The sequence below is a fragment of the Gillisia sp. Hel_I_86 genome (assembly GCF_007827275.1).
GTDB lineage: Bacteria > Bacteroidota > Bacteroidia > Flavobacteriales > Flavobacteriaceae > Gillisia.
This window is the reverse complement of the sequence record NZ_VISE01000001.1, coordinates 3,514,248-3,537,983: the sequence shown is the minus strand read 5'-3', so window position 1 is coordinate 3,537,983 and position 23,736 is coordinate 3,514,248. Positions and strand designations below refer to the sequence as shown.

Genomic DNA, 23,736 nt, shown 5'->3' with positions numbered 1-23,736 from the left:
ACGTTGTGATCCTGTGACACTGCAAAATAGTTTTATTTTAACTTCATTTCTTATGCAGTGACCTTATGACGAAGTGACGGAGTAATGTAGTTTTATTTTTACATATTACGAGGTTACCATTTTACTGAACAACGTAGTTTGTTTTCACTTCGTTACAAAATCACTTCATCCCAACATTACTTCGTTTCTTCATCACTTCGTTACAATTTCTTATCACATTTATCCCCTAGAACTCCCTTAACATCATAGACCACTGCATTTCCAGATTTAAGCTTTTTGAACTCCAAATTTAAAAATTCCTTATGAGCCACCGTCAAAACAATCGCATCAAACTTTTTCTCTGGCAATGCTTTAGATGTTGTCAACTCATATTCATGTTTAACCTCTTCTGGATTCGCCAATGGATCATAAATGGTGATGTATACACCATATTCCTTTAAATTCTTAATAACATCCACAACCTTTGTGTTTCGCACATCTGGGCAGTTTTCCTTAAAAGTGATTCCCAAAACCAACACTTCTGCTCCTTTGACTTTTATGTCATGTTGTAGCATCAGTTTTACAACTTCACTTGCAACGTATTGTCCCATACTATCGTTCATTCTTCTTCCGGCAAGAATGATTTCTGGATGATACCCCACTTCTTGAGCTTTTTGGGCTAAATAATAAGGATCCACTCCTATACAATGTCCTCCAACCAGCCCTGGCTTAAATGGTAAAAAATTCCATTTTGTGCCAGCTGCTTCTAAAACATCATTGGTGTCTATATCGAGCATGTTAAAGATCTTTGCCAGTTCATTTACAAAGGCAATATTAATATCCCGTTGTGAATTTTCTATAACTTTTGCTGCTTCTGCAACTTTAATGGTGGGCGCTAAATGAGTCCCAGCAGTAATTACAGTTTTATAAAGCTCATTTATTTTTTTTCCGACCTCGGGCGTGGAACCAGCTGTCACTTTAAGAATTTTATCTACTGTGTGCTCTTTATCTCCTGGATTAATTCGCTCTGGAGAATATCCCGCAAAGAAATCCTGGTTGAATTTTAGCCCACTTATTTTTTCGAGAACAGGAACACATTCATCTTCTGTAACCCCTGGATATACCGTAGATTCATATATTACTATATCTCCTTTTTTTAGAACTTTCCCTACAGTTTCACTGCTTTTATATAATGGCGTAAGATCTGGTCTATTGTTTTTATCTACCGGTGTTGGAACGGTTATAATGTAGTAATTACAATCTTTGATATCTTCTAAATTTGTAGAACAATAAAGACCATCTTCATTAGATGGTTTCGAAAGCAAAGATGCTTTTAAGATATCATCTTCCACCTCTAGAGTAGCATCCTTACCATTCATTAATTCTTTTACCCTAGTTTGATTGATATCAAATCCTATAACTGGAAATTTGGTAGCAAATAATCTGGCAAGTGGCAAACCCACATATCCTAGGCCAATTACTGCAATTTTTATATCGTTATTCATTATATAATAATTATATTATCAATATTATTTAAGGTTCTGCCAATACCAATCCACGGCCTCTTCCAAACCTGCCTTTATATTATATTTTGGATCATACCCAAAATTTGTTTTTGCTTTATCTATAGAAGCCAAAGAATGCGGTATATCTCCAGCACGATTTGGGCCATGCTTAATTTCTATACTTGCAATTTCAGGGTCATATTTCGCTAAATATTCTTTCAGCAAATTTGTTAATTCCAGTAAGTTTGTTCTATCTCCTACCGCTGTATTATATACTTCATTTAAAGCTTCCTTATTGTCTGATGTGAGCGCCAAAAGATTCATCTGGATTACATTATCTATATAAGTGAAATCACGGGAATAAGTTCCATCTCCATTAATTAAAGGAGATTCATGATTCATTAATTGAATAACAAATTTTGGAATAACCGCGGCATAGCCTCCATCAGGGTCTTGTTTTCTCCCGAATACATTAAAATAGCGAAGCCCCACAGTATCTAGATCGTATGCATTTTTGAAAATATCGGCGTAAAGTTCATTCACATATTTGGTAATTGCATATGGAGATAGTGGCTTCCCGATAATATGTTCCACTTTTGGCAAATTTTCTGAATCTCCATAAGTAGAAGAACTTGCAGCATATATAAAGCGTTTTACTTTTGCGTCACGAGCAGCTACCAGCATATTCAAAAAACCCGATACATTTACTTCGTTACTTGTAATTGGATTTTTTAGGGATCTTGGAACAGAACCCAAAGCAGCTTCGTGCAAAATATAGTCTACCCCCTTAACTGCTTTATGGCAAGTGTCCAGATTCCTGATATCCCCTTCTATTAAGGTGAACATAGGATTATCTTTAAAAGCTTCCAAGTTCTCAAGTTTCCCAGTAGCAAAATTATCCAAACATACTACTTGTGCCCCAAGGTTAAGAAGTGTTTCACAAAGATTGGAACCTATAAAACCTGCCCCACCGGTAACCAATATTTTTGAAGATTTTAATTTAGAAAATTGTTCTTGCATTAAATGCGAATGTTTTGATTAACAAGCGGCAAAGATAGTATTTCTGTACTAAGCCTTAGTATTGATAATCCTAAATTAATGTGAAAGAGAAACTGTTTTGCCATTTTTGAAATTTTTACCCACTAACTAATTTTGTTAAATAAGCTCCATATTCATTTTTATAATTATTTTTTGCCCACTTAACCAAATGATTTTTATCTATAAATTCTTTTCTAAAGGCAATCTCCTCCAAACAAGCTATTTTTAATCCTTGTCGTTTTTCTATTGTATGTACAAAATTTGAGGCTTCCAAAAAGGATTCATGGGTTCCCGTGTCCAGCCAAGCAAAACCCCGCCCATGAGTTCCACTTCTAGATCTCCAGCTTTTAAATATTCCTTATTTACACTAGTGATTTCGAGCTCCCCACGCTCACTATGAGTTACGGGTTTTGCTATTTCGATAACCGAACTTGGGTAAAAATAAATACCTGTACAGCTTAAATATTTTTTGGGGATTTGTGACGTTCATTACTAAGCGCGTTTCTTATTTTAAAGCGATATGGAAAGTATATAAAAATAGATGAACGAATTTATCCATGAGAAAAATCAATAAGAACATCGGGGAGAAATACTTTTACAAAAAGTCGAGGCAAGCTTTGGTAAATTAAACCCTCAATAATGGATTAAATTCCTTTGCTCAAGGAAATAACCCACATATCGGAAAATTTCTCATATCCCAACCGTGAAAAATGACAATTATCGGGCAATCTAAATTTTTTCTCTAAAAGCAAATCTGTATTCGGACCTGGAAAAACTATATCCATATCATGGATAATCTTATTTTGAATTTTTATCAATTCAGCATCTGAATCAGTATTACAGATTGAAGTCCTTGATAGGTAGATTGGAACTATAATCCCTTGAGCTTTTAAAGAATTAACTAAAATTTCAAAATCCTTATAATAATTAGAATTACCATATTTATTGGAATGATTAATTTCACCTTGATGAAAAAGAATAGCATCCACCCTGCCATAATCCCTATATAATTGATTGTAATTTTTAATCAAGTAATTTAAATAAGGTTCCTTGTTTAGGTCTTCTATTTTTCTTCCTCCATACCCATTATTAGAAAAAACAACCTTCTTGTGCACATTGTTTTTTATCAATTTATCACCAACCATTCCCCACACAGAACCATCATCCCCAGTTGCACCCAATGAGGGGTCTTTATAGGGATATGCCTTCCCGTCAAGATATTGAAAAACCTCATTTTCGACTTCATATCCAATTTGCCCATGATTTGCGGCATTTGATTGCCCATAGGTCAAGTATATTCCAGTTGTAGTATCTATGGATAAATTCCTTTCCTTCAAATTGCTCGTATCAAAATTTCTCTTATTTTCTGGCATGGGGGCGAAATGTTCCTTAAAACCAAACAACAAACTAAATGGAAAATGCTTATAGTGGCCTGTGGAAATTCCTATTAAGTAAACTATAACTAAAACACTTAAAGCAAGTAATATGTTACGTTTAGCAATCATAAAATGTTTTCCTTTTTTTTAATAAATATTTAAAACATTCTTCTATTTAAAAGTCAAATATATTAGGTTATAAAAAGGAAACCTATATTTTTGTTAAAAATAAAAGATGAAAATCTTAGGGATATCATGTTTCTACCATGACTCTGCGGCAAGTATAATGGTGAATAATGAAATTATCGCATCTGTCCAAGAGGAGAGGTTTACCAGGATTAAGCATACTCCAGATTTCCCCATAAATTCAATCAAATTTTGTCTGGAAGAGACCGGACTTTTGTTGAACGAATTGGATGCAATTATTTTTTATGATAAACCTTTACTAAAATTCGAAAGATTACTTAGTACCTATTACGCAATTGCGCCACAAGGGCTTTTTTCCTTTTTAAGATCGATTCCTATTTGGATTAAAGAAAAAATGTTCTTTAGGAAACTATTGAAGGAGCAACTAAAAAATATTGATAAGGATTTCGATAGTAAGAAAGTTAAAATTCTATTTTCTGAACATCATCTTTCTCATGCTGCTAGTAGTTTCTTTGTTTCAAACTACCAAGAATCTGCGATACTTACTATAGATGGTGTTGGAGAATGGAGCACGGCATCCATTGGAATTGGAAAAAGCAATAAAATTGAAATTCTTAAAGAGCTATACTTTCCCCATTCTTTAGGTTTGCTCTACAGCGCATTCACTTATTATTTAGGGTTTCGGGTAAATTCAGGCGAATATAAGCTAATGGGTCTTGCTCCTTATGGCAATCCAGAGTCTAAAGACACGAAAATTTATATTTCAAAAATTAAAGATGAGATCATTGATATTAAAGAAGATGGTTCACTATTTATAAATCAAAAATATTTTAGATATGCGGGTGGCAGCAGAATGATTGACCACAAAAAATTTGAAACTTTATTCGGATTAAAAGTAAGAGATGATACAGATGAACTTTTACAATCACATTGCAATCTGGCTTTCGCTATTCAAGATATTACTGAGGAAGTTGTAATTAAAATGGCAAAAGAGGCTAAGCGCCTTACAAATTCCAATAATTTGTGCTTGTCGGGTGGTGTTGCCTTGAATTGTGTTGCAAATGGAAAAATTCATGGATTAAATTTATTTGGTAACATTTATATACAACCAGCATCAGGCGATGCCGGTGGCGCATTAGGAGCTGCCCTTGCCGCAAATTATATGTACTTCCAAAATGAAAGAATTTATACAGATTCTTATGATAACATGAAGGGATCTTATTTAGGGCCTTATTATTCAAATAAGGAAATTCTTAGCATGAATAAAAAATATAAGGCAACATCCGTTTATCATGAAAGCTTTGAAAGTACCTCGGAGGAAGCTGCAAGACTTTTATCGAAAGGATTTGTGGTTGGGTGGTTCCAGGGAAGATCGGAATTTGGTCCCCGTGCACTCGGCAATAGATCTATATTAGCCGACCCCAGAAACCATGAAATGCAAAAAAAATTAAATCTCAAAATTAAATACAGAGAAGGGTTTAGACCTTTTGCCCCGTCCGTTCTAGAAGAAGATTATGAGGAATTTTTCAAGGATAATTTAAAAAGTCCCTATATGTTAATGGTAAAAGAAATTTCAGAGAGAATAAAATGTGATGTCCCAGAAAATTATTATAACCTAAATTATTGGGATAAACTATATACCAAAAGAAGTTCGCTCCAATCTATAACTCATGTAGATTTTAGTGCAAGGATTCAAACTGTTTCAAAAAATACAAACAAAAAATTTTGGACCCTGATTAATGAATTTAAAAAGGTGACGGGTGTAGGTGTTTTAGTCAATACAAGTTTTAATGTAAGGGGAGAACCTATTGTAAATTCTCCAGAAGATGCCTACCGATGCTTTATGTCTACAGAAATGGATTATTTGGTGATCAATAATCATGTATACGATAAAAACACACAAATCGCTGAAATTAAAAGGGAGATATTTAAAAATGACTAAGACGAAGATCATCAAATTAATAAAATTGATAGCCATCAATTTCGTGGTCATAATTCTTTTTTTGATGGTGACAGACCCTATTCTTGGTTTGATATTGGAAGATGATCCTGGGATTTCAAGAAGCATCAATTTTAAGGAAAATAATCCATTATCCTTGGTAAAAGTAAGTCCTTATGAGGATAGCAATGAAAAAAAACCAGTGATCAAACAAACCGATATACATGGTTTTTTAATCGGCCCCGGAGATAATTCGAAGGATAAAATTGATGTAGTTTTCATGGGGGCCAGCACGGTTGAATTAGAAAATGTTCAGGAAAACAAACGATTCCCTTATTTATCTATCAAAAAACTAAATGATAGCTTAAACACTAAACTTGTTTCAAGAAATGCAGGTGTAGGAGGAAATATATTGTCTATGACCAATCTTCTCTTAACAACTAAAGTGGTTCCTCTTAACCCTAAGTATGTTATACTTTCCTCGTCATTGATCGATATGATCTATTTATCGAAAAATAAGTCATATTGGACAGGATCTAAGAAGTACCTAAATAGAAATAATCCAAAAACAGATACCTATAAGGGGATTAAAAACATGTTTTTCCCCAATCTTTGGTTACAACTTCGAAAATATGCCAATTTCTCAGAAGATTTAGAGATGTTTAAACAATCTAAATTCTCTCCGATGGACAAATCAAGAATTTTAGATCAATATGAAAAACAGCTTGAGGTGTTTATTAACACATGTCTTATTTATGGGATAAGCCCTATTCTAACAACAGATTATCATGTACCTATGCTTATGAAAGCTAATTTGCAAAAACAGGGGATTTTTAACAATAAGGAAATTCAGTTCTATCTAAATGAATTAATTCCTTCATTAAATAATTTAATTGAACAGAAAGCTGGGTGTTATAATATTCCTCTCATAAAACTTCATGAACTCATTGATCGGAACAATAATTTTGTTAATATAAATGATGGTTTGCATCTTACGAATTTAGGAAGTGAAAAAGTATCAGAAAAAATTTCATTCTATTTAATCGATAAATTTCAAAATGAAAAAAATTAAGGACATCTTCATTTCTCTTATAATATTGATTATTGGACTATTCATACTTGAATTGGCTTTGAGATTAATTAACTCAGATATGAGTAATTATAACATCGAAATGTGGAAATATGCCAATGAACTTAAAACCCAAGATTCCGTTCTTGGCCATGTTCACAAGAAAAGCAAAGAAGCTACACTTCAAAATGTGGAAATAAAACTTAATTCATTAGGAATGAGATCCCCAGAGCCCAATCCTGACAAGAAAAAAATTTTATTCCTAGGATCTTCTATCAGTTTGGGTTGGGGCATAGAAAATGAAAATAGCTATGCAGAAATTGTTAATGACAGATTAAATGATGAAAACCTTGATTACCAGGTGCTAAATGCTTCGGTAGGTAATTATAACACATTCCGATATACAGAAAATTTTCTAAGAAATCAAACAGCGATTGATCCTGAAATTATCGTTATTAATTATTTTCTAAATGATGCAGAAATATTGCCAATGGGCTCTGGAAACTTCCTGCTAAAAAATAGTGAACTGGCAGCATCTGTAACAATAGCCATTAAAAAGATGATAGCCAATAATAAAGAGAGTTTAAATGAGCATTACAACACCCTATATGAACCTGAAAATAAGGGTTTTAAATTAATGGAGGGCTCTCTGGCCAAACTAGCTAAATACGCTAAAGCAGAAGATATCAAAGTTTATCTGGTTTTAATACCAGATATTCATTTTCTGCAGGATTACCCCTTTTTACCCATTCACAATAAGATAAAAACCATCTCTCAGGATTATGATTTTGAATTTATTGATTTATATGAAACCTTAAAAGGTGTCAGTTTTGAGAAATTACAGATAATCCCCGGAGATTCTCATCCCAATGAATTTGGGCATACTCTTATAGGTAAGAAACTTTCAGATATTTTAATTTCAGAATTGAAGTAATGCTTTTTAATTCATTTGAATTCCTGATTTTCTTACCAATTGTCTTTATTATCTATTGGCTTTTTCAGGAAAAGCGAATAATACAAAACATTATCATTTTAATAAGTTCATATATTTTCTATGGATGGTGGGACTACAGGTTTTTAGCATTGATTGTTTTTTCAACTATTATAGACTACCTAATAGGTCTTCGAATTGTAGAAACCAAAAGTGAATTTCAAAAAAAAATCCTCTTATTCACTAGTATAGTATGTAATTTGGGTTTACTTATGTTCTTTAAATACTATAATTTCTTTATAGATTCGTGGGTGGACCTATTAAATAGTATTGGTTATAGTACTGAGAACATCTGGACTTTAAAGATTATTTTACCGGTGGGGATCTCCTTTTACACTTTTCAGACAATGTCCTACACTATTGATATCTACAGAAATAATCTAAAACCTACTAGAAATTTTATCTCATTCGCATCTTTTGTATCATTTTTCCCGCAGTTGGTGGCCGGGCCTATTGAAAGAGCTACCAATTTTCTTCCGCAAATACTTAATAAAAGAATTTACAATAAAGATCAGATACTACAAGGTTTACGATTAATTCTCTGGGGGCTATTTAAAAAAGTGGTTATTGCCGATTCTATGGGTTTCGTCGTAGGGGAAATATTCGGGGATTTTGAGAATCAAGGTGGAGGCACACTCTGGTTAGGAGCCATCTATTTTGCGTTCCAAATATATTGTGATTTTAGTGGTTACTCAGATATAGCAATTGGTACTGCTAAACTTTTTGGCTTTGAATTGATGTCAAATTTTAAATTTCCTTATTTCTCCCGCAATGTTGGAGAATTTTGGAGAAGATGGCATATTTCTCTTTCCACCTGGTTCAGGGATTATTTATTTATCCCTCTTGGCGGGTCAAAAAACACAAAATTGATATCTATTCGGAATATTTTTATAATTTTTATTGTTAGCGGCTTGTGGCATGGCGCTAACTGGACATTTATAGTATGGGGTGCATTCCATGCTGTTTTGTTTCTTCCCTCTTTTATAGGGAAATCGAATAGAAAATTTATAGATATCGTAGCATTGAATAAAAAAATTCCAACTTTTAAAGAAGTATTTTTTATACTTAGGACTTTTGTTTTAGTAACAATTGGATGGGTTTTCTTTAGAAGCGAAACCTTAACTGAAGCATTCACCTATGTATGGCATATGTCCAATCCAACATATTTCACTATTAGTCCCAATATTAAACTTTTTTTCTACATGGTTTTGTTAATTATACTTGAATGGAATATGAGATATGATGAAAGAAACCCTCTAAAATTCAAACAAAAACCGTTAAGAATAATTGTATTCATGTTAATTATAACCCTAATAATCCTTAACTTTGGCAGCAATCCACAACAGTTTATTTATTTCGATTTTTAATTATGAAAGAACTTGTTAACTTTTTAATGGAGAGAAAAAAATTCTGGATGATTCCGGTGATTGTCATACTTGTATTAATTGGATTTTTGGTACTTGTAGCAGGAAGTAGTGCGCTTTCCCCATTCATCTATACATTATTCTAACTTCTAGATGAAATTACAATCCCATACCACAATACTTTCTATTGCATTTGGCTTTCTAATAATTAATTATTTTTTAAATTCAGAGATAATTACTTATGGCTTGTTAATCTTAATCGCCGGTAGTCTATTTTCGGAAAAATTTTCTGATTTTATTGAAAAGATATGGCACCAGATTGCATTAATTCTAAGCTATATTGTACCAAATATATTATTAACTCTTGTATTTTATTGTATCCTTACTCCATTAGCCTTATTAGCTAAATTTTTTAAAAGTGAAACAGATTATATAACTGATAATAATAGTAGTTCCAACTTCAAAAGTTCTAAAAGAGAATTTAATAAACAGTTTTTTGAGAAAACCTGGTAAAAAACACAAGTACTCTCTAAGATCATCTCCTTTGTAAGGGTTTTCAGAATTTTAATTCTACTGCTTTTGGTTAAAAATCAGGATACTTCTCAAGCTGTGTAGATTTAAATTATTTGACTAATTATCCATGCTTATCATCAGTTTAATCTAATCAAGTTTCAGGTTATTGCTTATTTTTATTTAAAATATTCATCAAGTATTGCCCATACTCATTTTTAATTAATGGAATTGCCAGTTCACTGAGTTTTTCCCTGGAAATATACTTTTTATCAAAAGCTATCTCCTCCAAACAAGCTATTTTTAATCCTTGTCGTTTTTCTATGGTATGCACAAAATTGGAAGCTTCCAAAAAGGATTCATGGGTGCCCGTATCCAGCCAAGCAAAACCCCGACCCATAAGTTCCACTTCTAGATCTCCAGCTTTTAAATATTCCTGATTTACACTAGTGATTTCCAATTCGCCACGGTCACTCGGTTTAACCGTTTTTGCTATTTTGATAACCGAATTTGGATAAAAATAGATGCCTGTAACGGCATAATTGCTTTTTGGGTTTGTGGGTTTTTCTTGTATGCTCTTAACTTTCCCGTTTTCACTAAATTCTACAACACCATATTGTTTGGGATTTTGTACGAAATAACCAAAAACGGTAGCTTTTCTGTTTTTAGAGTTTTCAACAGCACTTTTTAGCATTCCCGTAAAACCCTGTCCGTAAAAAATATTGTCACCCAAAATAAGGCATACATCATCATCGGCTATAAATTCTTCACCAATTATAAATGCTTGGGCCAGGCCATCTGGCGAAGCTTGTTCCAAAAAAGAAAAACTCATGCCCAACTCCTTTCCATTTCCCAATAATTTTCTGAAATTGGGGAGATCTTCTGGGGTGGATATTATTAAAACTTCCCGTATTCCCGCCAGCATTAAAACCGATAATGGGTAATAAATCATCGGTTTATCATAAATGGGCAATAACTGTTTGGAAATCCCTTTTGTTATGGGATAGAGCCTTGTGCCGGTTCCTCCCGCTAATATTATTCCTTTCATAAGTTATTTGGTAGAATATTGATTAAAATAATAGTCCTTATATGTTCCAGAAGTTAGATGATTTAACCATTCCTCATTATTTAAGTACCAATCGACTGTTTTAACCAAACCCTCTTCAAAAGTTACCGTTGGTTTCCAACCTAATTGTTTGCCTATTTTGGACGCGTCAATCGCATAACGTTTATCATGCCCTGGACGATCTTTTATAAAGCTGATTAGTTTGGCAGAGCTCCCTTCCTTCCTATGGAGTTTAACGTCCATTATTTGACATAGAAGTTTTACAAGCTCAATGTTTTTCCATTCATTGATTCCACCAATATTATAGGTTTCTTTATTTTTTCCTTTGTGGAAAACCTCATCAATTGCACATGCATGATCAATTACATACAACCAGTCCCTTGTATAATCACCATTTCCATAAACAGGCAGTGGTTTTTCTTCAATTATATTATTGATAAATAAAGGAATCAGTTTTTCGGGAAATTGATTGGGCCCATAATTATTGGAACAATTGGAAATTATAAATGGTAGATCATATGTTTCCCCGTAAGCCCTTACAAAGTGATCTGAACTTGCTTTGGAGGCCGAATAAGGAGAGTTAGGGGCATACGATGTGGTTTCTGTAAATAATCCCGTTTCTCCTAAGGTACCATATACTTCATCTGTACTAATGTGATAGAACACTTTATTCTCCATATCATTTTTCCAACATTCTTTTGCAGCATTCAATAAATTCATCGTACCAATCACATTGGTTTTAACAAAAGCCAAGGGATCTGTAATGGATCGATCTACGTGAGATTCTGCTGCGAGATGAATTACCCTATCGAATTGATGTTTTTGAAATAATCTTGCTATCTCTTGGGCATCATTAATATCTGCTTTTAAAAAAGTATAATTTGATACCCCTTCGATATCCCTCAAATTTTCCAAATTCCCCGCATAGGTCAACGCATCTAAATTGAACACCTCGTAGTTGGGATATTTATTTACAAATAATCCAACTACATAAGACCCAATAAAACCAGCTCCTCCAGTAACTAAAATTTTCTTCCCAATCTTTTTTTGCATAGGATTGCTTTACCATCATATTAACCTAAAGAGAATGACATCTCGTACATTCAAATTTTTAGGTGCTTTTCACAAAAGTATCAAATTCAAATTTTATAATTTTACTTTTTCAGTAATACCACAAAATGTTTAAGAAAATAACCAAGACCAAGTATCCGCCGAGTAGCCCGATTTTAGTTTGGGATGGAGAATGCAAATTTTGTAAGTGGTGGAAAACCAGATGGGAATTAAGGACCAAGAACGATTTGAGTTTTAAAACTTATCAAGAAGTTGCTGCTCAATTTCCAGACATTCCTGAAAAAGAATTTAAAAAGGCAAGCCGACTAATTGAGATTGATGGGTGCGTTTATTCTGGCTCAGATTCTGCTTACAGAAGCCTGTATATCGCCGGCGACGATAAATGGCATATTTGGTATGCTAAAGAGGGATGGTTTCAAAAAATAAGTGATTTGGGGTACAATCATATTGCAAAAAATAGAAACTTCTATTACAAGGCCACAATCGTTCTTTTTGGAAAGGATCCTGAAAAGCCTGCATTTTATTGGATGTATTATCTGCTGCTTTTTATGTTTATATTTCTATTTTTAATATTATGAAATTCATTAAAACATATTGGCTATATATTGTTGCTGCACTTATCACGTTAATAGGAATATTGACAGGCTGGTACTTGTTTGTTTTTTTCGCAATTCCATTCGCCCTCTTCAGAAGAAAAGATCAAGAAAAATAATCCCGTTTTTTTGAGTTAAATATATCTTAAATCAATAATGCGATTTGCTTTTAGATACGCTAGGCTGTAACTTCAAACTAAATTAAAACCAAGATAAAATGAAAGATTACGGCACGTTGTCTCAAGCAATAAACAAGTTGAAATTAGAGGAAGGTTACGAATATGATTTTAATTTATTGGATGAAAAAATCGAATTGAAGTCTCAATCAGAATCTTACCATGCAGACGATTTTGAAGTAGATAAGGTTTTGAGATTTGAAGGAATGAGCAACCCAGATGATAATGCCATCTTATATTGCATTCATACCAAAGATGGTAAAAAAGGAACTTTGGTAGATGGATACGGGATTTCAGGGGGTCAAATAGCAAAAGAGTTAATGGATAAACTTGATCTTAAATCTAGTAGGGAAACGAAATAAGCCTCTCGTTAAATTTATATTAAACCAACTTCCAAAATTGGATAGCACTACAAACTATCATAATTTCGTATCGTATTTTAAAAATCAATAAACAAAAACTATGAGCTATTTAGGATTAGACGAAAAAAAAACAGTTAATACAGTAAAAGAGTTAAATATTCTTTTAGCAGATTATCACTTATATTATCAAAAACTTCGAAACTTTCATTGGAACGTGATGGGAAAGAACTTTTTTGATCTTCATGAGAAATTTGAAGAATTATATGACGATGCAAAACTGAAAGTAGATGAAATAGCAGAAAGAATACTTACACTTCGCTATCAACCAGCAAGTAACTTAAGTGATTATTTGAAATCTTCCAGTGTAAAAGAGTCCAAGTCCGATCTTTCAGATTCTGAAATGATCAAGACTTTACTGAAAGATCATGGCATTATTTTAAAACAGTTAAGAAAAGTTGTTGAAGAAGCAGATAAAGGTGGTGATGAAGGAACAATTGACCTAATAGGAGCGTATATTGGAGAATTGGAAAAAACAAGTTGGATGTTGGATGCATGGAAAATGAAAACCAACGATACTCATAAAACCTTATAATTTATAAACTACTGGATGATCAAAGATTTCAATTTAAACGACTCTATTAAAGGTATTTGGGTTAAAATGGCCACATGGCTGGATTCCTTGATCCTCAACCTTCCAAATTTCATATTAGCTGGGGTAATTTTTGTGCTATTTATTTTTATTGCGAAATATGCAGCAAAAATAGCAGATAAATTGCTTAGAAGAAAAGGTTCTCAAGACTCTATAAGGCAGATTACCACGAAGGTTGTTAAGATTTTAATTATTCTGCTTGGTTTTTTTGTCGCTTTAGGACTGTTGAATTTAGATAAGGTCTTGACCTCTGTTCTTGCGGGTGCAGGTGTAGTTGGTCTGGCAATCGGGCTTGCCTTGCAGGGCACACTTAGCAATACATTTAGCGGGGTTATCCTAAGTTTTTTACCAGAACTACAAATTGGGGATTGGGTAGAGACCAATGGATATGCAGGAGAAGTTATGGAAATTAATTTGAGGAACATAGTTGTTAAGGAATCTGATAACAACTATGTGATGATTCCAAATTCCAAGATCGTCGATGAGCCATTTAAGAATTTCACTAGAACTGCAAGATCCCGGGTGATGGTTAATTGTGGGGTAGCTTACAGTAGCGATCTGGAATTCGTTCAAAAACTAACTACAGAGACCATGGAGTCCCTTTTTCCGCAGCGAGGCAATGAAGAAGTAGAATTTATGTATGGTGAATTTGGGGACAGCTCTATTAACTTTGTTGTTCGTTTTTGGACAGATGTTGCAAGAAATCGGGATATATTAATGGCAAAGAACAAAGCGATAATCGCAATTAAGAAAGCTTTTGATAAAAACGGAATCAATATTCCATTCCCTATCAGAACAATCGATTTTACAAATAAGCTATCTATTAATGGTCCTCAGAAAGAGGAATAATATCAAAATTTTAAACAGGAAAAGCCTCTGCAGTTGCAGAGGCTTTTTTATTACGCAGAACGCTGTACCGAAAGCGTGAGGATTTTCAGGGTCTCAAAAATTGTATTGATTTAAATTGAAATGAGATTCTGAAATTTCCGATTCTTCCGAAACAGGATGACGTCCTTTTTCAGTTTAGGATACTTTACAGATACGCATATTTATTTTGAATGGTTTGTTATTTTGACGGAGTGAAGTATGAGCGACGAGAAATCTCTATAAAATAAGATTCCTCCTCATTCTTCGTTCGGAATGACAGCATTTGCCATTAAAAAAATATCAAATTGTTTTGAAAAAATTTTTAAGTCGAACTAACTTTTTAAGACTTTGTTGTCCATTAAAATAACAAGAATCTGCGGAAGCCCAGTTACAGTTAAGTCTATTTTCTTATCTCTAGAAGTGTGAAGCGGTCTTTAATCTTTAACCGGACACTAATGGTTTTAAAACTTAAATCCAAATCCGAAAGTAAACCTCAAATCTTCTGCACTACTAAATAAACTAAACTTAGCACTCAATGCTTCAGCGCTATTAATCCACAGCCCTCCGCCATAGCTATCATGCCACTTGTTGCTATCTCCCTCTTCTGTCCATACCCTACCAAGGTCATACCCCCCAAATATTCCAATTTGGAATGGCAGGAAAGAGGTCTTAAATTGGTTAAAGCTATAACGCAAGTCTGCTCCCGTTGCAAATGCTTTTTTCCCAGTAAAACGTTGTTGTCTAAACCCTCGTAGACCGGAATTCCCTCCTAATTGGGCAGCTTGATAAAACTCGTAATCATCCCCGATATTAAAATGAGCTTGTACTTGGGATTTTAAAACCAACTTGCGATTTTCAGAAAGAGCATTATAAAACCCTAAATAGGGCTTTATATATCCAAAATTTCTATCTAAATCTTCAAGGTTTAGTTTTCCCCCACCATTTAATTCGAATTTCATTCCTCGAGTAGGGTTCAAATTATTGTCATAGCTTTCGTATCTATATGTGGCATCTAGACCTCCAAAGAATTTTCTTTCGAAAAAATCTGGATCATTGGGAACAAAATCTTCAGTAATAAATCTATTTTCGGTCTCATCTACTTTGATTCCTTCAAAATTGGCCATATAACCAAAATAACTTCCGAAGGGTGATTTCCTAACAAAACCAAATTTGATCCCTGCCCTGCCTATTTTGGTCCTGTTATAGTCATAATCCAGATCATCATCGAAATTTGGAGTTTCATTCCCGTAGCCAAAGAAATTATTGGAAGCATTTGGACTGGAAAAATTGGCACCTATTACCAAATTGAAATTTCCAATTATTCGAGCAAACTCTCCTTGATAGCTAGCATCAAAACCATTTGTTGCAAAATAATATCCCAAACTATACGTGTTTCTTATGGTGAATGGATTTCTCTTGAAACCATTCTCGGTCGAAACACTCTGTACCCCAATTTTAATTCCATCATCTGGGTTATACCCAAAGCCTGGCACTATGGATCCCGATTTAAACGTCTTTTTATCCTTATCAAAGGTGTTCTGGTTATAGTTGTCCCTAAACCTGATTTTTGCCTTCCCTTGTGACTCCACCGTACTAGGCTTGCTTAGATAATCATAAATCTTCACCTTTCTTCCACTATTCTCGGCAACCTTGTAAACATCGTTATTTTGCCCCCCAATAACCCGAACAAAGATTAAATTCTTCTCTGTATCTCCTATTACATTTATTACATCATCATCGTCTAGGGCATATAACCAAATTTCATCTGTATCTTCCATATTATATGTCTTATCACTTACCACATCAGCTTTTTCACCACCTTTTATCCTAGAAATGGTAATCCTGGTTTTGCCCTGGTCCAAACGTTCGATTTCTATGAAGTCATCTTTATCTGTTCCTGTAACTATGGCCAATTTGGCCATATAATCGTAATATCTTTTGGCGATATCCACAATATTTCCTCTTCTCCCCTTTAGGCTCTTTACAATAAAATCTGTGGTTTCGTTTCTTGTGATTTCTGGCAATTCCAAAAATGCCTCATCAATAATTTCGTCGGTTAAATTCTTCTGGATAAATTCAGCTTGTTCTATCCAGGCTTCCCTTCCCAAATTCTGGATAAGGGTTCTATCCATTCCGGTAGCTGCGGTATTGAACCATTTTACATCTTTAATATCATCGCCATATACCGCAAATTGATTTGCAAAGCCTGCCAAACCCTTTAATGTCCCAAAAAATGCTCCATCAAAATTAGAGAAAGCCTGATCGCGATCTCTTGGAATTGGCAAAAATCGCTTATTGCCATTTGCCAATTCTACTTCGGCCCATTTCCATTGGTCTTGGTGCCTGTCCCAGTCTCCAATAAGCATATCGAAGATTCTAGCCTTTATATATGCTTCTTCATCCAAAAAGTATTTTTCATCTTTCCTTAACTTCTCCAGCATATCTGAAGTACTTAAAATATCCTTGGTATCTTCTCCAAATGATTTCATGCCAGCCCAGTCATCTTCTGGTCTTTCCACGATCATATAGAGTTCGTCCCCAAAATCTGAATTATATTCCCCCAGTGCTTTTTGTTTGGGCACATAAAACAACTTTGGGTTTGTATGGTACAAACCAATAGCATTGGATAATTTGGGAACTGCGAGAAACGCATATGGATGTGCAGCGGTATAAAAATCCTCAATCACATTTTCTGCAACCGTATTTTCCAACTGCTCCTGCACAGGAGTACCTTTAAAGGCCACTGTTTGCAAAAATTGAACAGCACTCTTCTTAAGACGGCGCATATTATAATCCCTGCCCAAGCTATCTTCCATTCTAATAGAAATAGTTTGATGCCCTCCACCTTTAATCACAGGTTTTAAACCGCCATATAAGGTATCCAAATTTGCGACTTTTACAGTTATGGCAGTTCCATATAGGTCTCTATAGCGCTGGCCCCATACGCTTTCATATAAGCCCGTTTTCTCAGTTTCTTCTTCGTTGTAAATAGAAGTAGTAATCGTTGATGGGAATTCTGTTGGCAAGTGGGAAACATCATAAGGTTTGGGTGCAGAAAAAACTTCTTTCTGATATAAAAGCTTAGCCTTGTTATTTTTGTTTCCGTAAAAACTGACCCAAGAAGAACCATCTTCAAAAACATCGTAAACCGCAAAGCCTTGTTCGGGATATGCAAAATAGCCGTCGTTGCTCAGTACCGCATAAGATCCTTTAGATCCTGATCCTGCAACAATTTGACGGATACTATCGTGTTCTATATATTGAAGTGAATGTTCGTGACCAGAAACAAAAATCAACCTATCCGAACCTTGTGCGATGGTTTCCAATCTTTTTACAAGCGATTTATACCGTTCATTCTGTGCATCTTGAATAGATACTCCCCCACTTGTTCTTATTAAAGCAGCCAAAGAGCCCAAAATTGGAACGGGTATTTTCTTTTGTGATGGATAAATATGCCTGGTAAATTCGTATTGTCCTCCATGGACTCCATTGGTATACAAAGGATGGTGGACTGCTATTATAATTGTTTTATTTTGGTTTTTTTGCAATTCTGAAGCAAGTTCCAAAAACAAGGCTTCCCTTGTTTTTATCTTGGGACAATTATCATTAATAGTAGGGTGCCTATCCCAATTTTCCAAAAACCATTGAGAATCTAGGGTTATAAGTTGAATATTCTCTGAAATTTCTATTACATCTAGACCACATCCTGTTTTTGGAGCCCATATTAAATTCGTCTTCACCTTCTCTTTTAAATAATCCCGCTCTCGTTCCAGACCTTTTACCCCCTCATTGTACCAATCGTGGTTTCCAGGGATAACCACCACATTTCCTTCGTATGTCTCGAACGCATCCAATTGGGCATCCAATCTATATTCGGCAGCTTCACGCTCTGGGCTATCCTTGGGGGGCATCCCTACAGGATATATGTTATCTCCTAAAATTAGCGTGTAATTGTCTGTCACCTTTACAGAATCCATATAATTCTTTAGGGCAATCAAGCCCTTGGAACTTCCACCGGGAGGGGAGTAGCCGCCATCTCCCAACAAGTAAAAAGATTTCTCGATTTTCTTATCTGTAGGATAGTTGAAATTCTTGGTTGGTTCGCCTTCTCTATATTTTGGATCGTAGGTAGAACATCCAACAAGTAGTAAAATGGCTAATAAAGTTAGAAAAATAATATTTTTTTTCATAAAAATCCAAAGGGCATTTTTTTTTGTAATTTGGCTCCATATCTAATCACATTTTATATGACAGAATTACTAAAAAAGGCAGATAAGTTCGTCCTTGATTTGTTCAAGGAAAAACTGCCAAATACATATGTTTATCACAATTACAACCACACGAAGCGGGTGGTTAAAAGTACTAAAGAATTAATTGAGAATTCGGAAATAAATGTTAAAGAAGAAGAGGTATTGCTCTTATCTGCTTGGCTCCATGATACTGGGTACACTGTAAAGTTTGAAGGACATGAGGAAGAAAGCGTAAAAATTGCCAAGCGATTTTTAAAGGATAACAATGCAGACGAAGAGACCATTGAGTTGGTTTCAAAATGCATCATGGCTACCAAATTTGAAACTACTCCTAAGACCAAACTTGAAAAAATTATTAGGGATGCAGACTGTTCCCATCTTGCAAAAGACTATTTTGAAGAAACCAGCGAGTTATTACGGCAGGAATTACAATTGCTGAACATTCATAATTATTCTTCTGAGGAATGGTTGGCCGAGAACGTACATTTGTTTACAGATAAGCATAATTTTCATACAGAATATGCATCAAAGCACTGGAAAGTTGGGAAAGACAATAATCTTTCAGAAATATTAGAAAAACGGACAAAGAAAGTTCAGAAACTAAAAAAAGAAGAAACCAAAGCCCGGCTTAAGGCGGAATATAAAAATAACAATCCCGAAAGAAGCATTCAAAGCTTGTTTAGGGTCACCATGCGAAACCATATAAAGCTAAGTGATATTGCCGATACCAAAGCCAATATTTTGCTTTCTGTAAATGCAATTATTATCTCCCTTGCCTTGGCGAACATTATCCCAAAATTAGATGCAGTGACCAATAAGCACTTATTGATCCCCACCCTGATCCTGGTAATCTTTAGTGTGGCATCCATCATTTTATCTATTATGTCTACTAGACCAAATGTAACCACGGGCGAATTCACTAAAGAACAGGTTGAAAGCAGGGATGTAAACCTACTGTTCTTTGGGAATTTTCATAAAATGCCCTTCGATCAGTTTAAATGGGGAATTAACGAGATAATTAAGGACAAGGATTATGTATATGAATCCCTTATGTTGGATCTTCACCTTTTAGGAAAGGTATTGCATAGAAAGTACATGCTTCTGCGATTAACTTATACCGTATTTATGGTAGGGATAATAGCATCGGTATTAAGTTTTGTGATCGCTTTTTACCTTAAATAATCCATTAGGCCCTCATAAGTGATCGCCTTATCAAAAGCATTCTCATCCGGGTGATATAGGACATTTACCCGGATAGCTTTTAGGCCAATTACTCCTTGCACGTCTTCCAGTTCCAGTAGTTCCACCTCGTCTCCCAGGTATTGTTTGATCTGTAGGTATTTTATATACCTTAAATATTCCCGTTCATCACTGCTTTGGGAATACACAATGGAGATCTTCCCTTTTTGCGTAATTCGCTCCTCCGTATTTTTAATAAACGCCTTGTCTATGCGTTTTTTGATGATTTCGTAACGCGCATTATAGGTGCCATCCACATCAAATTTCTTTTCATCCATTCTATATCGAATAGATAAGGTACTGTTAAAAACCAATATTAAAGAAGCCGCATCCAATTGTATAGGGGTGTTTTTTTGAAGCTGATAGAATTTGTTTTCCATCTCGCACATGGTGGCCAACTGCCAAAGTCTAAGATTGTATAAATACACTTCATTGAAAGGCTTGTTATTGGTAAGGGAAGCACCAATATAAATATTATGGTCCACCCCATCGGTCTTATACCTTTCAAAATAATGTGGATATATTTTTTGAGCTTCTACTTGTTTTTTATCAAGCAACCTCGCCATTGTCCTATTGATTCGCTGCACCGTATCATCATAATTTTGACGATGATTATATATAATCCCTGTTTCAGGATTCAATTGCTTTTGGTATTTCTCTACTAATTTCTTCAGTTCCTTGGATTGGCTACTTAAATGTTCCATTAACGGGTTCACTTCTTTCTGAAGCAAATTAAAGACCCGCTGCTCGCTTGAAGCGTTTAAAGTGTCTTGAAGATCTTCTTTAAAGTCTGTAATCCTAAACCGCACCTGATCATAAATGGGCATATTCTCTATCTGGTAGGCCATATCTATAATATGTTCTATCTCTTCCAGCTGGTGCATTAGATCGTTTTGAATAGCATTGTTTCTGGCATCAGAAGAACCTACAATATCTATTTGGCCATAAAGTGGATACACATCTTTAAACGCAATATCCTTAAAGGAAGCTAATCCGTCTTTGTTGAGATCTTTAATAAATTGCTTTGCCTCCCTATCAAAAATCCATAACACGCTTGGATGTATTGCCGTACATTCACTTTGAATCACCGCCTTGACCTTGTTTTCGAACTCACTCCTGTTTCGTTCTATGGCAGTAACTATATAGGGAAGTATATCATCCAGTTTAATGGCATTTATACTGTTTAATTCATTTTTTCTATAAGATACTATTTCCAAAATTCCCCATAGTTCATTTTCAACGGCTATGGGTGCCAGAATACAGCTCATCACATTATTCTTTAAAAGATTTTGTGACAATAAATTGTTCCCTGTTTCTTTGGCGTAACGCTCTACGTTCGTAATCGTAAAATAGGTTTGTTCTTCTATTAACTTTTTAAAGGTTTTACTACAGATGCTCTCTTTACAATTACTTTCCTGTTTATCGTTTAGAATAAAACTAAAGGAATCTTGATTATCCATACGCTCAAAAACCATCCGGTTTTTATTGAACATGGTAAAACCAACCCTAATATCCGGAATCCTATAAATAGATTGAAAAATCTCCTCAAATTTCAATAATTCTTCTTCATTGGAAGATTCCTTGTGAAGCAGCGTGGTTTTAAGGTCAGAGATTGCATCGTCTACCGTAACATCGGTAAGATTAATGATTATAAAACCTTTGAATATCCAACTTAATGGCGGGAACTTCTTTTTCCAAAATGCTACATCCTCTATGTTTTGTATTAAAAGATCTACATCGTCCTCTGTAATTTCAACAGCGTTCTTCCCTTTTTCGATATCGATAAAATCGGCATTCAATGCCAATCTATAATGTTTTAATATCCCTGTCTCATCCGGAATATCATAATATAAAGGCCTTGAGAAATCTATTTTATAATTGTAGTGATGGTTAAGTATTAGAATACACCCATAGATATAGAACATATCCTCATTTAAATTCCGCATAGAAAGCTCGAATCCTTCCCCTGCATTATCCAAAATCTTTTTAAAACGCTTAGATGTATTAAAGATTAAATTATGAAAAGGTACCGTAGCTGCTTTAATTTCATTTTTACTTAAAATTTTTGGAAAAAGCTCATCCAATAAAATTTTAATTACATCTTTAAATTTAGATAAATCATTAGGGTCTTCTATTCCTTCCTCGAGTTTTGGAAAGGACGAAACATATTCCAATACCTTTGCCATGTACTCCTTGGATATACTACTTTGCTCCTCGTCCAATTGAAGTTTATACTCTTCTATAATTTTATGGAAACTTATTTTTATATCTAAAGGAAAATCCTGAATTTGATTTTTCATAAATTTTTTTAAAGCTTAAAATTACTATTTCTTTTAGCGCGCTACCTGCCAAGCCTTGAAATTAACATTTTTTTACAAACTTAATTCAACAATCCAAAGTGAGTTGTGTATTTTTGCCAAAAACAAACTTAAATGAAACGACTTATAATAGCTACAGCAGTACTAAGTATCCTTGGATGCAACAAGGAAAAAGAAGGATATTCCATCTCGGGGGATCTTCAAAACATCGAAGATGGAAAGATGGTTTACCTATCTGAACTCGATGAAAATACTCAGCCTTTAAAACTAGATTCGGTTGCAGTAAAAGATGGGAAATTCATGTTGGACCTACCAGAAGTTACAACTTCTAATTTAAACTTTCTTAACGTAGAAGGAGTTAGAGGAAACGTTCTATTTGTTTCAGAAAATGAGCCTATAAAATTCCAGATCTATAAAGATAGTTTGCAAGCATCTGTGGTTGAAGGAGGAAAAGAGAACAAATTGCTCTACACCTACCTAGATCATATTAAAGAGCTGAATTCCAAGGTAATGAGAATTAGAAAAGACCTACGAACTCAGGCCACCACAAGAGATTCTTCTGCAATGGCTAACCTGCAAAAAGAGGAAGAAGGCCTTATAAATAGCGACCTGGCATATAAGAAAAAAGTGGTTAAAGAAAATCCCGATAATTTTGTTTCTATTTTAATCCTTTCAGACATGATAAATATGGGAGCTCCTGCAAATGAAGCAAAAGAACTATACGGGAACCTTTCAGAAAAGATCAAACAAACATCTTTGGCTAAGGCATTAAAAGAGAATTTGGACAAACGAAGCAAGGTAGGGATAGGAAGCAAAGCTCCAGAGTTTACGGCTCCAAATCCGCAAGGAGAAGAAATAGCCCTTAAAGATGTTTTAGGCAAAGTAACATTGATCGACTTTTGGGCCGCGTGGTGTAAGCCATGTAGAGTAGAAAACCCCAACATTGTAAAAGTGTATGAAAAATATCACGATAAGGGATTTAATATCTTAGGGGTTTCTTTAGACAGAGCTGGTCAAAAAGAAAAATGGATGCAAGCGATCAAAGATGATAATTTAACATGGGAGCAAGTATCCAATTTACAGTTCTGGAACGATCCTGTTGCTACTTTATATAATGTGCGAGCGATTCCTGCTGCATTCCTTTTGGATGAAAATGGAATAATTGTAGCTAAAAATCTTCGAGGTGATGCTTTGGAAGCGAAGGTTAAGGAGCTGTTGGAAAAATAA

Annotated in this window: 20 protein-coding genes; 11 read left to right on the top strand and 9 right to left on the bottom strand. The window is 34.5% G+C overall.

Annotation, left to right across the window (positions count from 1 at the left end; genetic code table 11):
* Positions 1-200 precede the first annotated feature (200 nt).
* The 5 genes from JM83_RS15915 to JM83_RS15900 form a co-directional block, all read right to left on the bottom strand.
* Positions 201-1,484 carry a nucleotide sugar dehydrogenase gene (locus tag JM83_RS15915; RefSeq protein WP_186435021.1) on the bottom strand — a complete coding sequence of 428 codons (1,284 nt, stop codon included), beginning with the start codon at positions 1,482-1,484 and terminating at the stop codon, positions 201-203.
* A 24-nt stretch (positions 1,485-1,508) separates the two neighbouring features.
* Positions 1,509-2,504: an SDR family oxidoreductase gene (locus JM83_RS15910; protein ID WP_144963098.1), complete on the bottom strand. Its 996-nt coding sequence runs from the start codon at positions 2,502-2,504 to the stop codon at positions 1,509-1,511.
* 115 nt (positions 2,505-2,619) lie between these two features.
* On the bottom strand, positions 2,620-2,796 hold the full coding sequence (locus JM83_RS19805) for a hypothetical protein (RefSeq protein ID WP_222430239.1): 177 nt from the start codon (positions 2,794-2,796) through the stop codon (positions 2,620-2,622).
* A complete protein-coding gene (locus JM83_RS19800) occupies positions 2,766-2,939 on the bottom strand; it encodes a hypothetical protein (RefSeq protein WP_409994708.1) in 174 nt (57 codons plus the stop codon). The genes JM83_RS19805 and JM83_RS19800 overlap by 31 nt, the downstream gene beginning before the upstream one ends.
* Before the next feature lie 227 nt (positions 2,940-3,166).
* Positions 3,167-4,027, bottom strand: coding sequence for a sialate O-acetylesterase (locus JM83_RS15900; RefSeq protein WP_144963097.1), 861 nt, complete (start codon positions 4,025-4,027; stop codon positions 3,167-3,169).
* A gap of 106 nt (positions 4,028-4,133) precedes the next feature.
* Here JM83_RS15900 and JM83_RS15895 point away from each other — a divergent pair, with 106 nt between their 5' ends.
* The 5 genes from JM83_RS15895 to JM83_RS19310 all read left to right on the top strand — a co-directional run bounded on the left by JM83_RS15895 (position 4,134) and on the right by JM83_RS19310 (position 9,554).
* Complete coding sequence (locus tag JM83_RS15895) at positions 4,134-5,987, top strand: carbamoyltransferase (protein ID WP_144963096.1); 1,854 nt, start codon at positions 4,134-4,136, stop codon at positions 5,985-5,987.
* 94 nt (positions 5,988-6,081) lie between these two features.
* Positions 6,082-7,056, top strand: a complete 975-nt coding sequence (locus JM83_RS15890) for an SGNH/GDSL hydrolase family protein (RefSeq protein ID WP_144963095.1) — start codon at positions 6,082-6,084, stop codon at positions 7,054-7,056.
* A gap of 79 nt (positions 7,057-7,135) precedes the next feature.
* The gene (locus tag JM83_RS15885) at positions 7,136-7,987 is read left to right on the top strand and encodes an SGNH/GDSL hydrolase family protein (RefSeq protein WP_186435020.1); all 852 of its coding nucleotides are present in this window, start codon (positions 7,136-7,138) and stop codon (positions 7,985-7,987) included.
* Complete coding sequence (locus JM83_RS15880; RefSeq protein WP_144963093.1) at positions 7,987-9,411, top strand: MBOAT family O-acyltransferase; 1,425 nt, start codon at positions 7,987-7,989, stop codon at positions 9,409-9,411. The genes JM83_RS15885 and JM83_RS15880 overlap by 1 nt, the downstream gene beginning before the upstream one ends.
* A gap of 2 nt (positions 9,412-9,413) precedes the next feature.
* Entirely contained in the window at positions 9,414-9,554 is a 141-nt protein-coding gene (locus JM83_RS19310; RefSeq protein ID WP_222430238.1) for a DUF5989 family protein, read from the top strand.
* Positions 9,555-10,084: 530 nt separating this feature from the next.
* On the opposite strand, the gene rfbA is transcribed toward JM83_RS19310, so the two are convergent.
* The gene (gene rfbA, locus JM83_RS15875; protein ID WP_144963092.1) at positions 10,085-10,966 is read right to left on the bottom strand and encodes a glucose-1-phosphate thymidylyltransferase RfbA; all 882 of its coding nucleotides are present in this window, start codon (positions 10,964-10,966) and stop codon (positions 10,085-10,087) included.
* 3 nt (positions 10,967-10,969) lie between these two features.
* A complete protein-coding gene (rfbB, locus tag JM83_RS15870; RefSeq protein ID WP_144963091.1) occupies positions 10,970-12,037 on the bottom strand; it encodes a dTDP-glucose 4,6-dehydratase in 1,068 nt (355 codons plus the stop codon).
* A gap of 125 nt (positions 12,038-12,162) precedes the next feature.
* On the opposite strand from rfbB, the gene JM83_RS15865 reads away from it, so the two are divergent.
* The 4 genes from JM83_RS15865 (at position 12,163) to JM83_RS15850 (ending at position 14,684) form a co-directional block, all read left to right on the top strand.
* Positions 12,163-12,633: a thiol-disulfide oxidoreductase DCC family protein gene (locus JM83_RS15865; protein WP_144963090.1), complete on the top strand. Its 471-nt coding sequence runs from the start codon at positions 12,163-12,165 to the stop codon at positions 12,631-12,633.
* A 232-nt stretch (positions 12,634-12,865) separates the two neighbouring features.
* Positions 12,866-13,186, top strand: a complete 321-nt coding sequence (locus tag JM83_RS15860) for a phosphoribosylpyrophosphate synthetase (protein WP_144963089.1) — start codon at positions 12,866-12,868, stop codon at positions 13,184-13,186.
* 100 nt (positions 13,187-13,286) lie between these two features.
* Positions 13,287-13,778 carry a Dps family protein gene (locus JM83_RS15855; protein ID WP_144963088.1) on the top strand — a complete coding sequence of 164 codons (492 nt, stop codon included), beginning with the start codon at positions 13,287-13,289 and terminating at the stop codon, positions 13,776-13,778.
* A 15-nt stretch (positions 13,779-13,793) separates the two neighbouring features.
* Positions 13,794-14,684 carry a mechanosensitive ion channel family protein gene (locus JM83_RS15850; RefSeq protein ID WP_144963087.1) on the top strand — a complete coding sequence of 297 codons (891 nt, stop codon included), beginning with the start codon at positions 13,794-13,796 and terminating at the stop codon, positions 14,682-14,684.
* A gap of 479 nt (positions 14,685-15,163) precedes the next feature.
* Here JM83_RS15850 and JM83_RS15845 read toward each other — a convergent pair whose 3' ends face one another.
* On the bottom strand, positions 15,164-18,892 hold the full coding sequence (locus JM83_RS15845; protein WP_144963086.1) for a metallophosphoesterase: 3,729 nt from the start codon (positions 18,890-18,892) through the stop codon (positions 15,164-15,166).
* 57 nt (positions 18,893-18,949) lie between these two features.
* On the opposite strand from JM83_RS15845, the gene JM83_RS15840 reads away from it, so the two are divergent.
* The gene (locus tag JM83_RS15840) at positions 18,950-20,134 is read left to right on the top strand and encodes a Pycsar system effector family protein (protein WP_144963085.1); all 1,185 of its coding nucleotides are present in this window, start codon (positions 18,950-18,952) and stop codon (positions 20,132-20,134) included.
* Here JM83_RS15840 and JM83_RS15835 read toward each other — a convergent pair.
* Positions 20,122-22,491, bottom strand: a complete 2,370-nt coding sequence (locus JM83_RS15835) for a GAF domain-containing protein (RefSeq protein WP_144963084.1) — start codon at positions 22,489-22,491, stop codon at positions 20,122-20,124. The genes JM83_RS15840 and JM83_RS15835 overlap by 13 nt on opposite strands.
* Before the next feature lie 132 nt (positions 22,492-22,623).
* On the opposite strand from JM83_RS15835, the gene JM83_RS15830 reads away from it, so the two are divergent.
* Entirely contained in the window at positions 22,624-23,736 is a 1,113-nt protein-coding gene (locus JM83_RS15830) for a TlpA disulfide reductase family protein (protein ID WP_144963083.1), read from the top strand.

What these genes read in the sequence shown, in the direction of transcription:
- JM83_RS15845 (WP_144963086.1), bottom strand. Translation starts at nt 18,892, where the DNA reads ATGAAAAAAAATATTATTTTTCTAACTTTATTAGCCATTTTACTACTT.
- rfbA (WP_144963092.1), bottom strand. Translation starts at nt 10,966, where the DNA reads ATGAAAGGAATAATATTAGCGGGAGGAACCGGCACAAGGCTCTATCCC.
- JM83_RS15860 (WP_144963089.1), top strand. Translation starts at nt 12,866, where the DNA reads ATGAAAGATTACGGCACGTTGTCTCAAGCAATAAACAAGTTGAAATTA.
- JM83_RS15915 (WP_186435021.1), bottom strand. Translation starts at nt 1,484, where the DNA reads ATGAATAACGATATAAAAATTGCAGTAATTGGCCTAGGATATGTGGGT.
- JM83_RS15880 (WP_144963093.1), top strand. Translation starts at nt 7,987, where the DNA reads ATGCTTTTTAATTCATTTGAATTCCTGATTTTCTTACCAATTGTCTTT.
- JM83_RS15855 (WP_144963088.1), top strand. Translation starts at nt 13,287, where the DNA reads ATGAGCTATTTAGGATTAGACGAAAAAAAAACAGTTAATACAGTAAAA.
- rfbB (WP_144963091.1), bottom strand. Translation starts at nt 12,037, where the DNA reads ATGCAAAAAAAGATTGGGAAGAAAATTTTAGTTACTGGAGGAGCTGGT.
- JM83_RS15835 (WP_144963084.1), bottom strand. Translation starts at nt 22,491, where the DNA reads ATGAAAAATCAAATTCAGGATTTTCCTTTAGATATAAAAATAAGTTTC.
- JM83_RS19310 (WP_222430238.1), top strand. Translation starts at nt 9,414, where the DNA reads ATGAAAGAACTTGTTAACTTTTTAATGGAGAGAAAAAAATTCTGGATG.
- JM83_RS15865 (WP_144963090.1), top strand. Translation starts at nt 12,163, where the DNA reads ATGTTTAAGAAAATAACCAAGACCAAGTATCCGCCGAGTAGCCCGATT.
- JM83_RS15895 (WP_144963096.1), top strand. Translation starts at nt 4,134, where the DNA reads ATGAAAATCTTAGGGATATCATGTTTCTACCATGACTCTGCGGCAAGT.
- JM83_RS15910 (WP_144963098.1), bottom strand. Translation starts at nt 2,504, where the DNA reads ATGCAAGAACAATTTTCTAAATTAAAATCTTCAAAAATATTGGTTACC.
- JM83_RS15840 (WP_144963085.1), top strand. Translation starts at nt 18,950, where the DNA reads ATGACAGAATTACTAAAAAAGGCAGATAAGTTCGTCCTTGATTTGTTC.
- JM83_RS15850 (WP_144963087.1), top strand. Translation starts at nt 13,794, where the DNA reads ATGATCAAAGATTTCAATTTAAACGACTCTATTAAAGGTATTTGGGTT.
- JM83_RS15900 (WP_144963097.1), bottom strand. Translation starts at nt 4,027, where the DNA reads ATGATTGCTAAACGTAACATATTACTTGCTTTAAGTGTTTTAGTTATA.
- JM83_RS15885 (WP_186435020.1), top strand. Translation starts at nt 7,136, where the DNA reads ATGAGTAATTATAACATCGAAATGTGGAAATATGCCAATGAACTTAAA.
- JM83_RS15830 (WP_144963083.1), top strand. Translation starts at nt 22,624, where the DNA reads ATGAAACGACTTATAATAGCTACAGCAGTACTAAGTATCCTTGGATGC.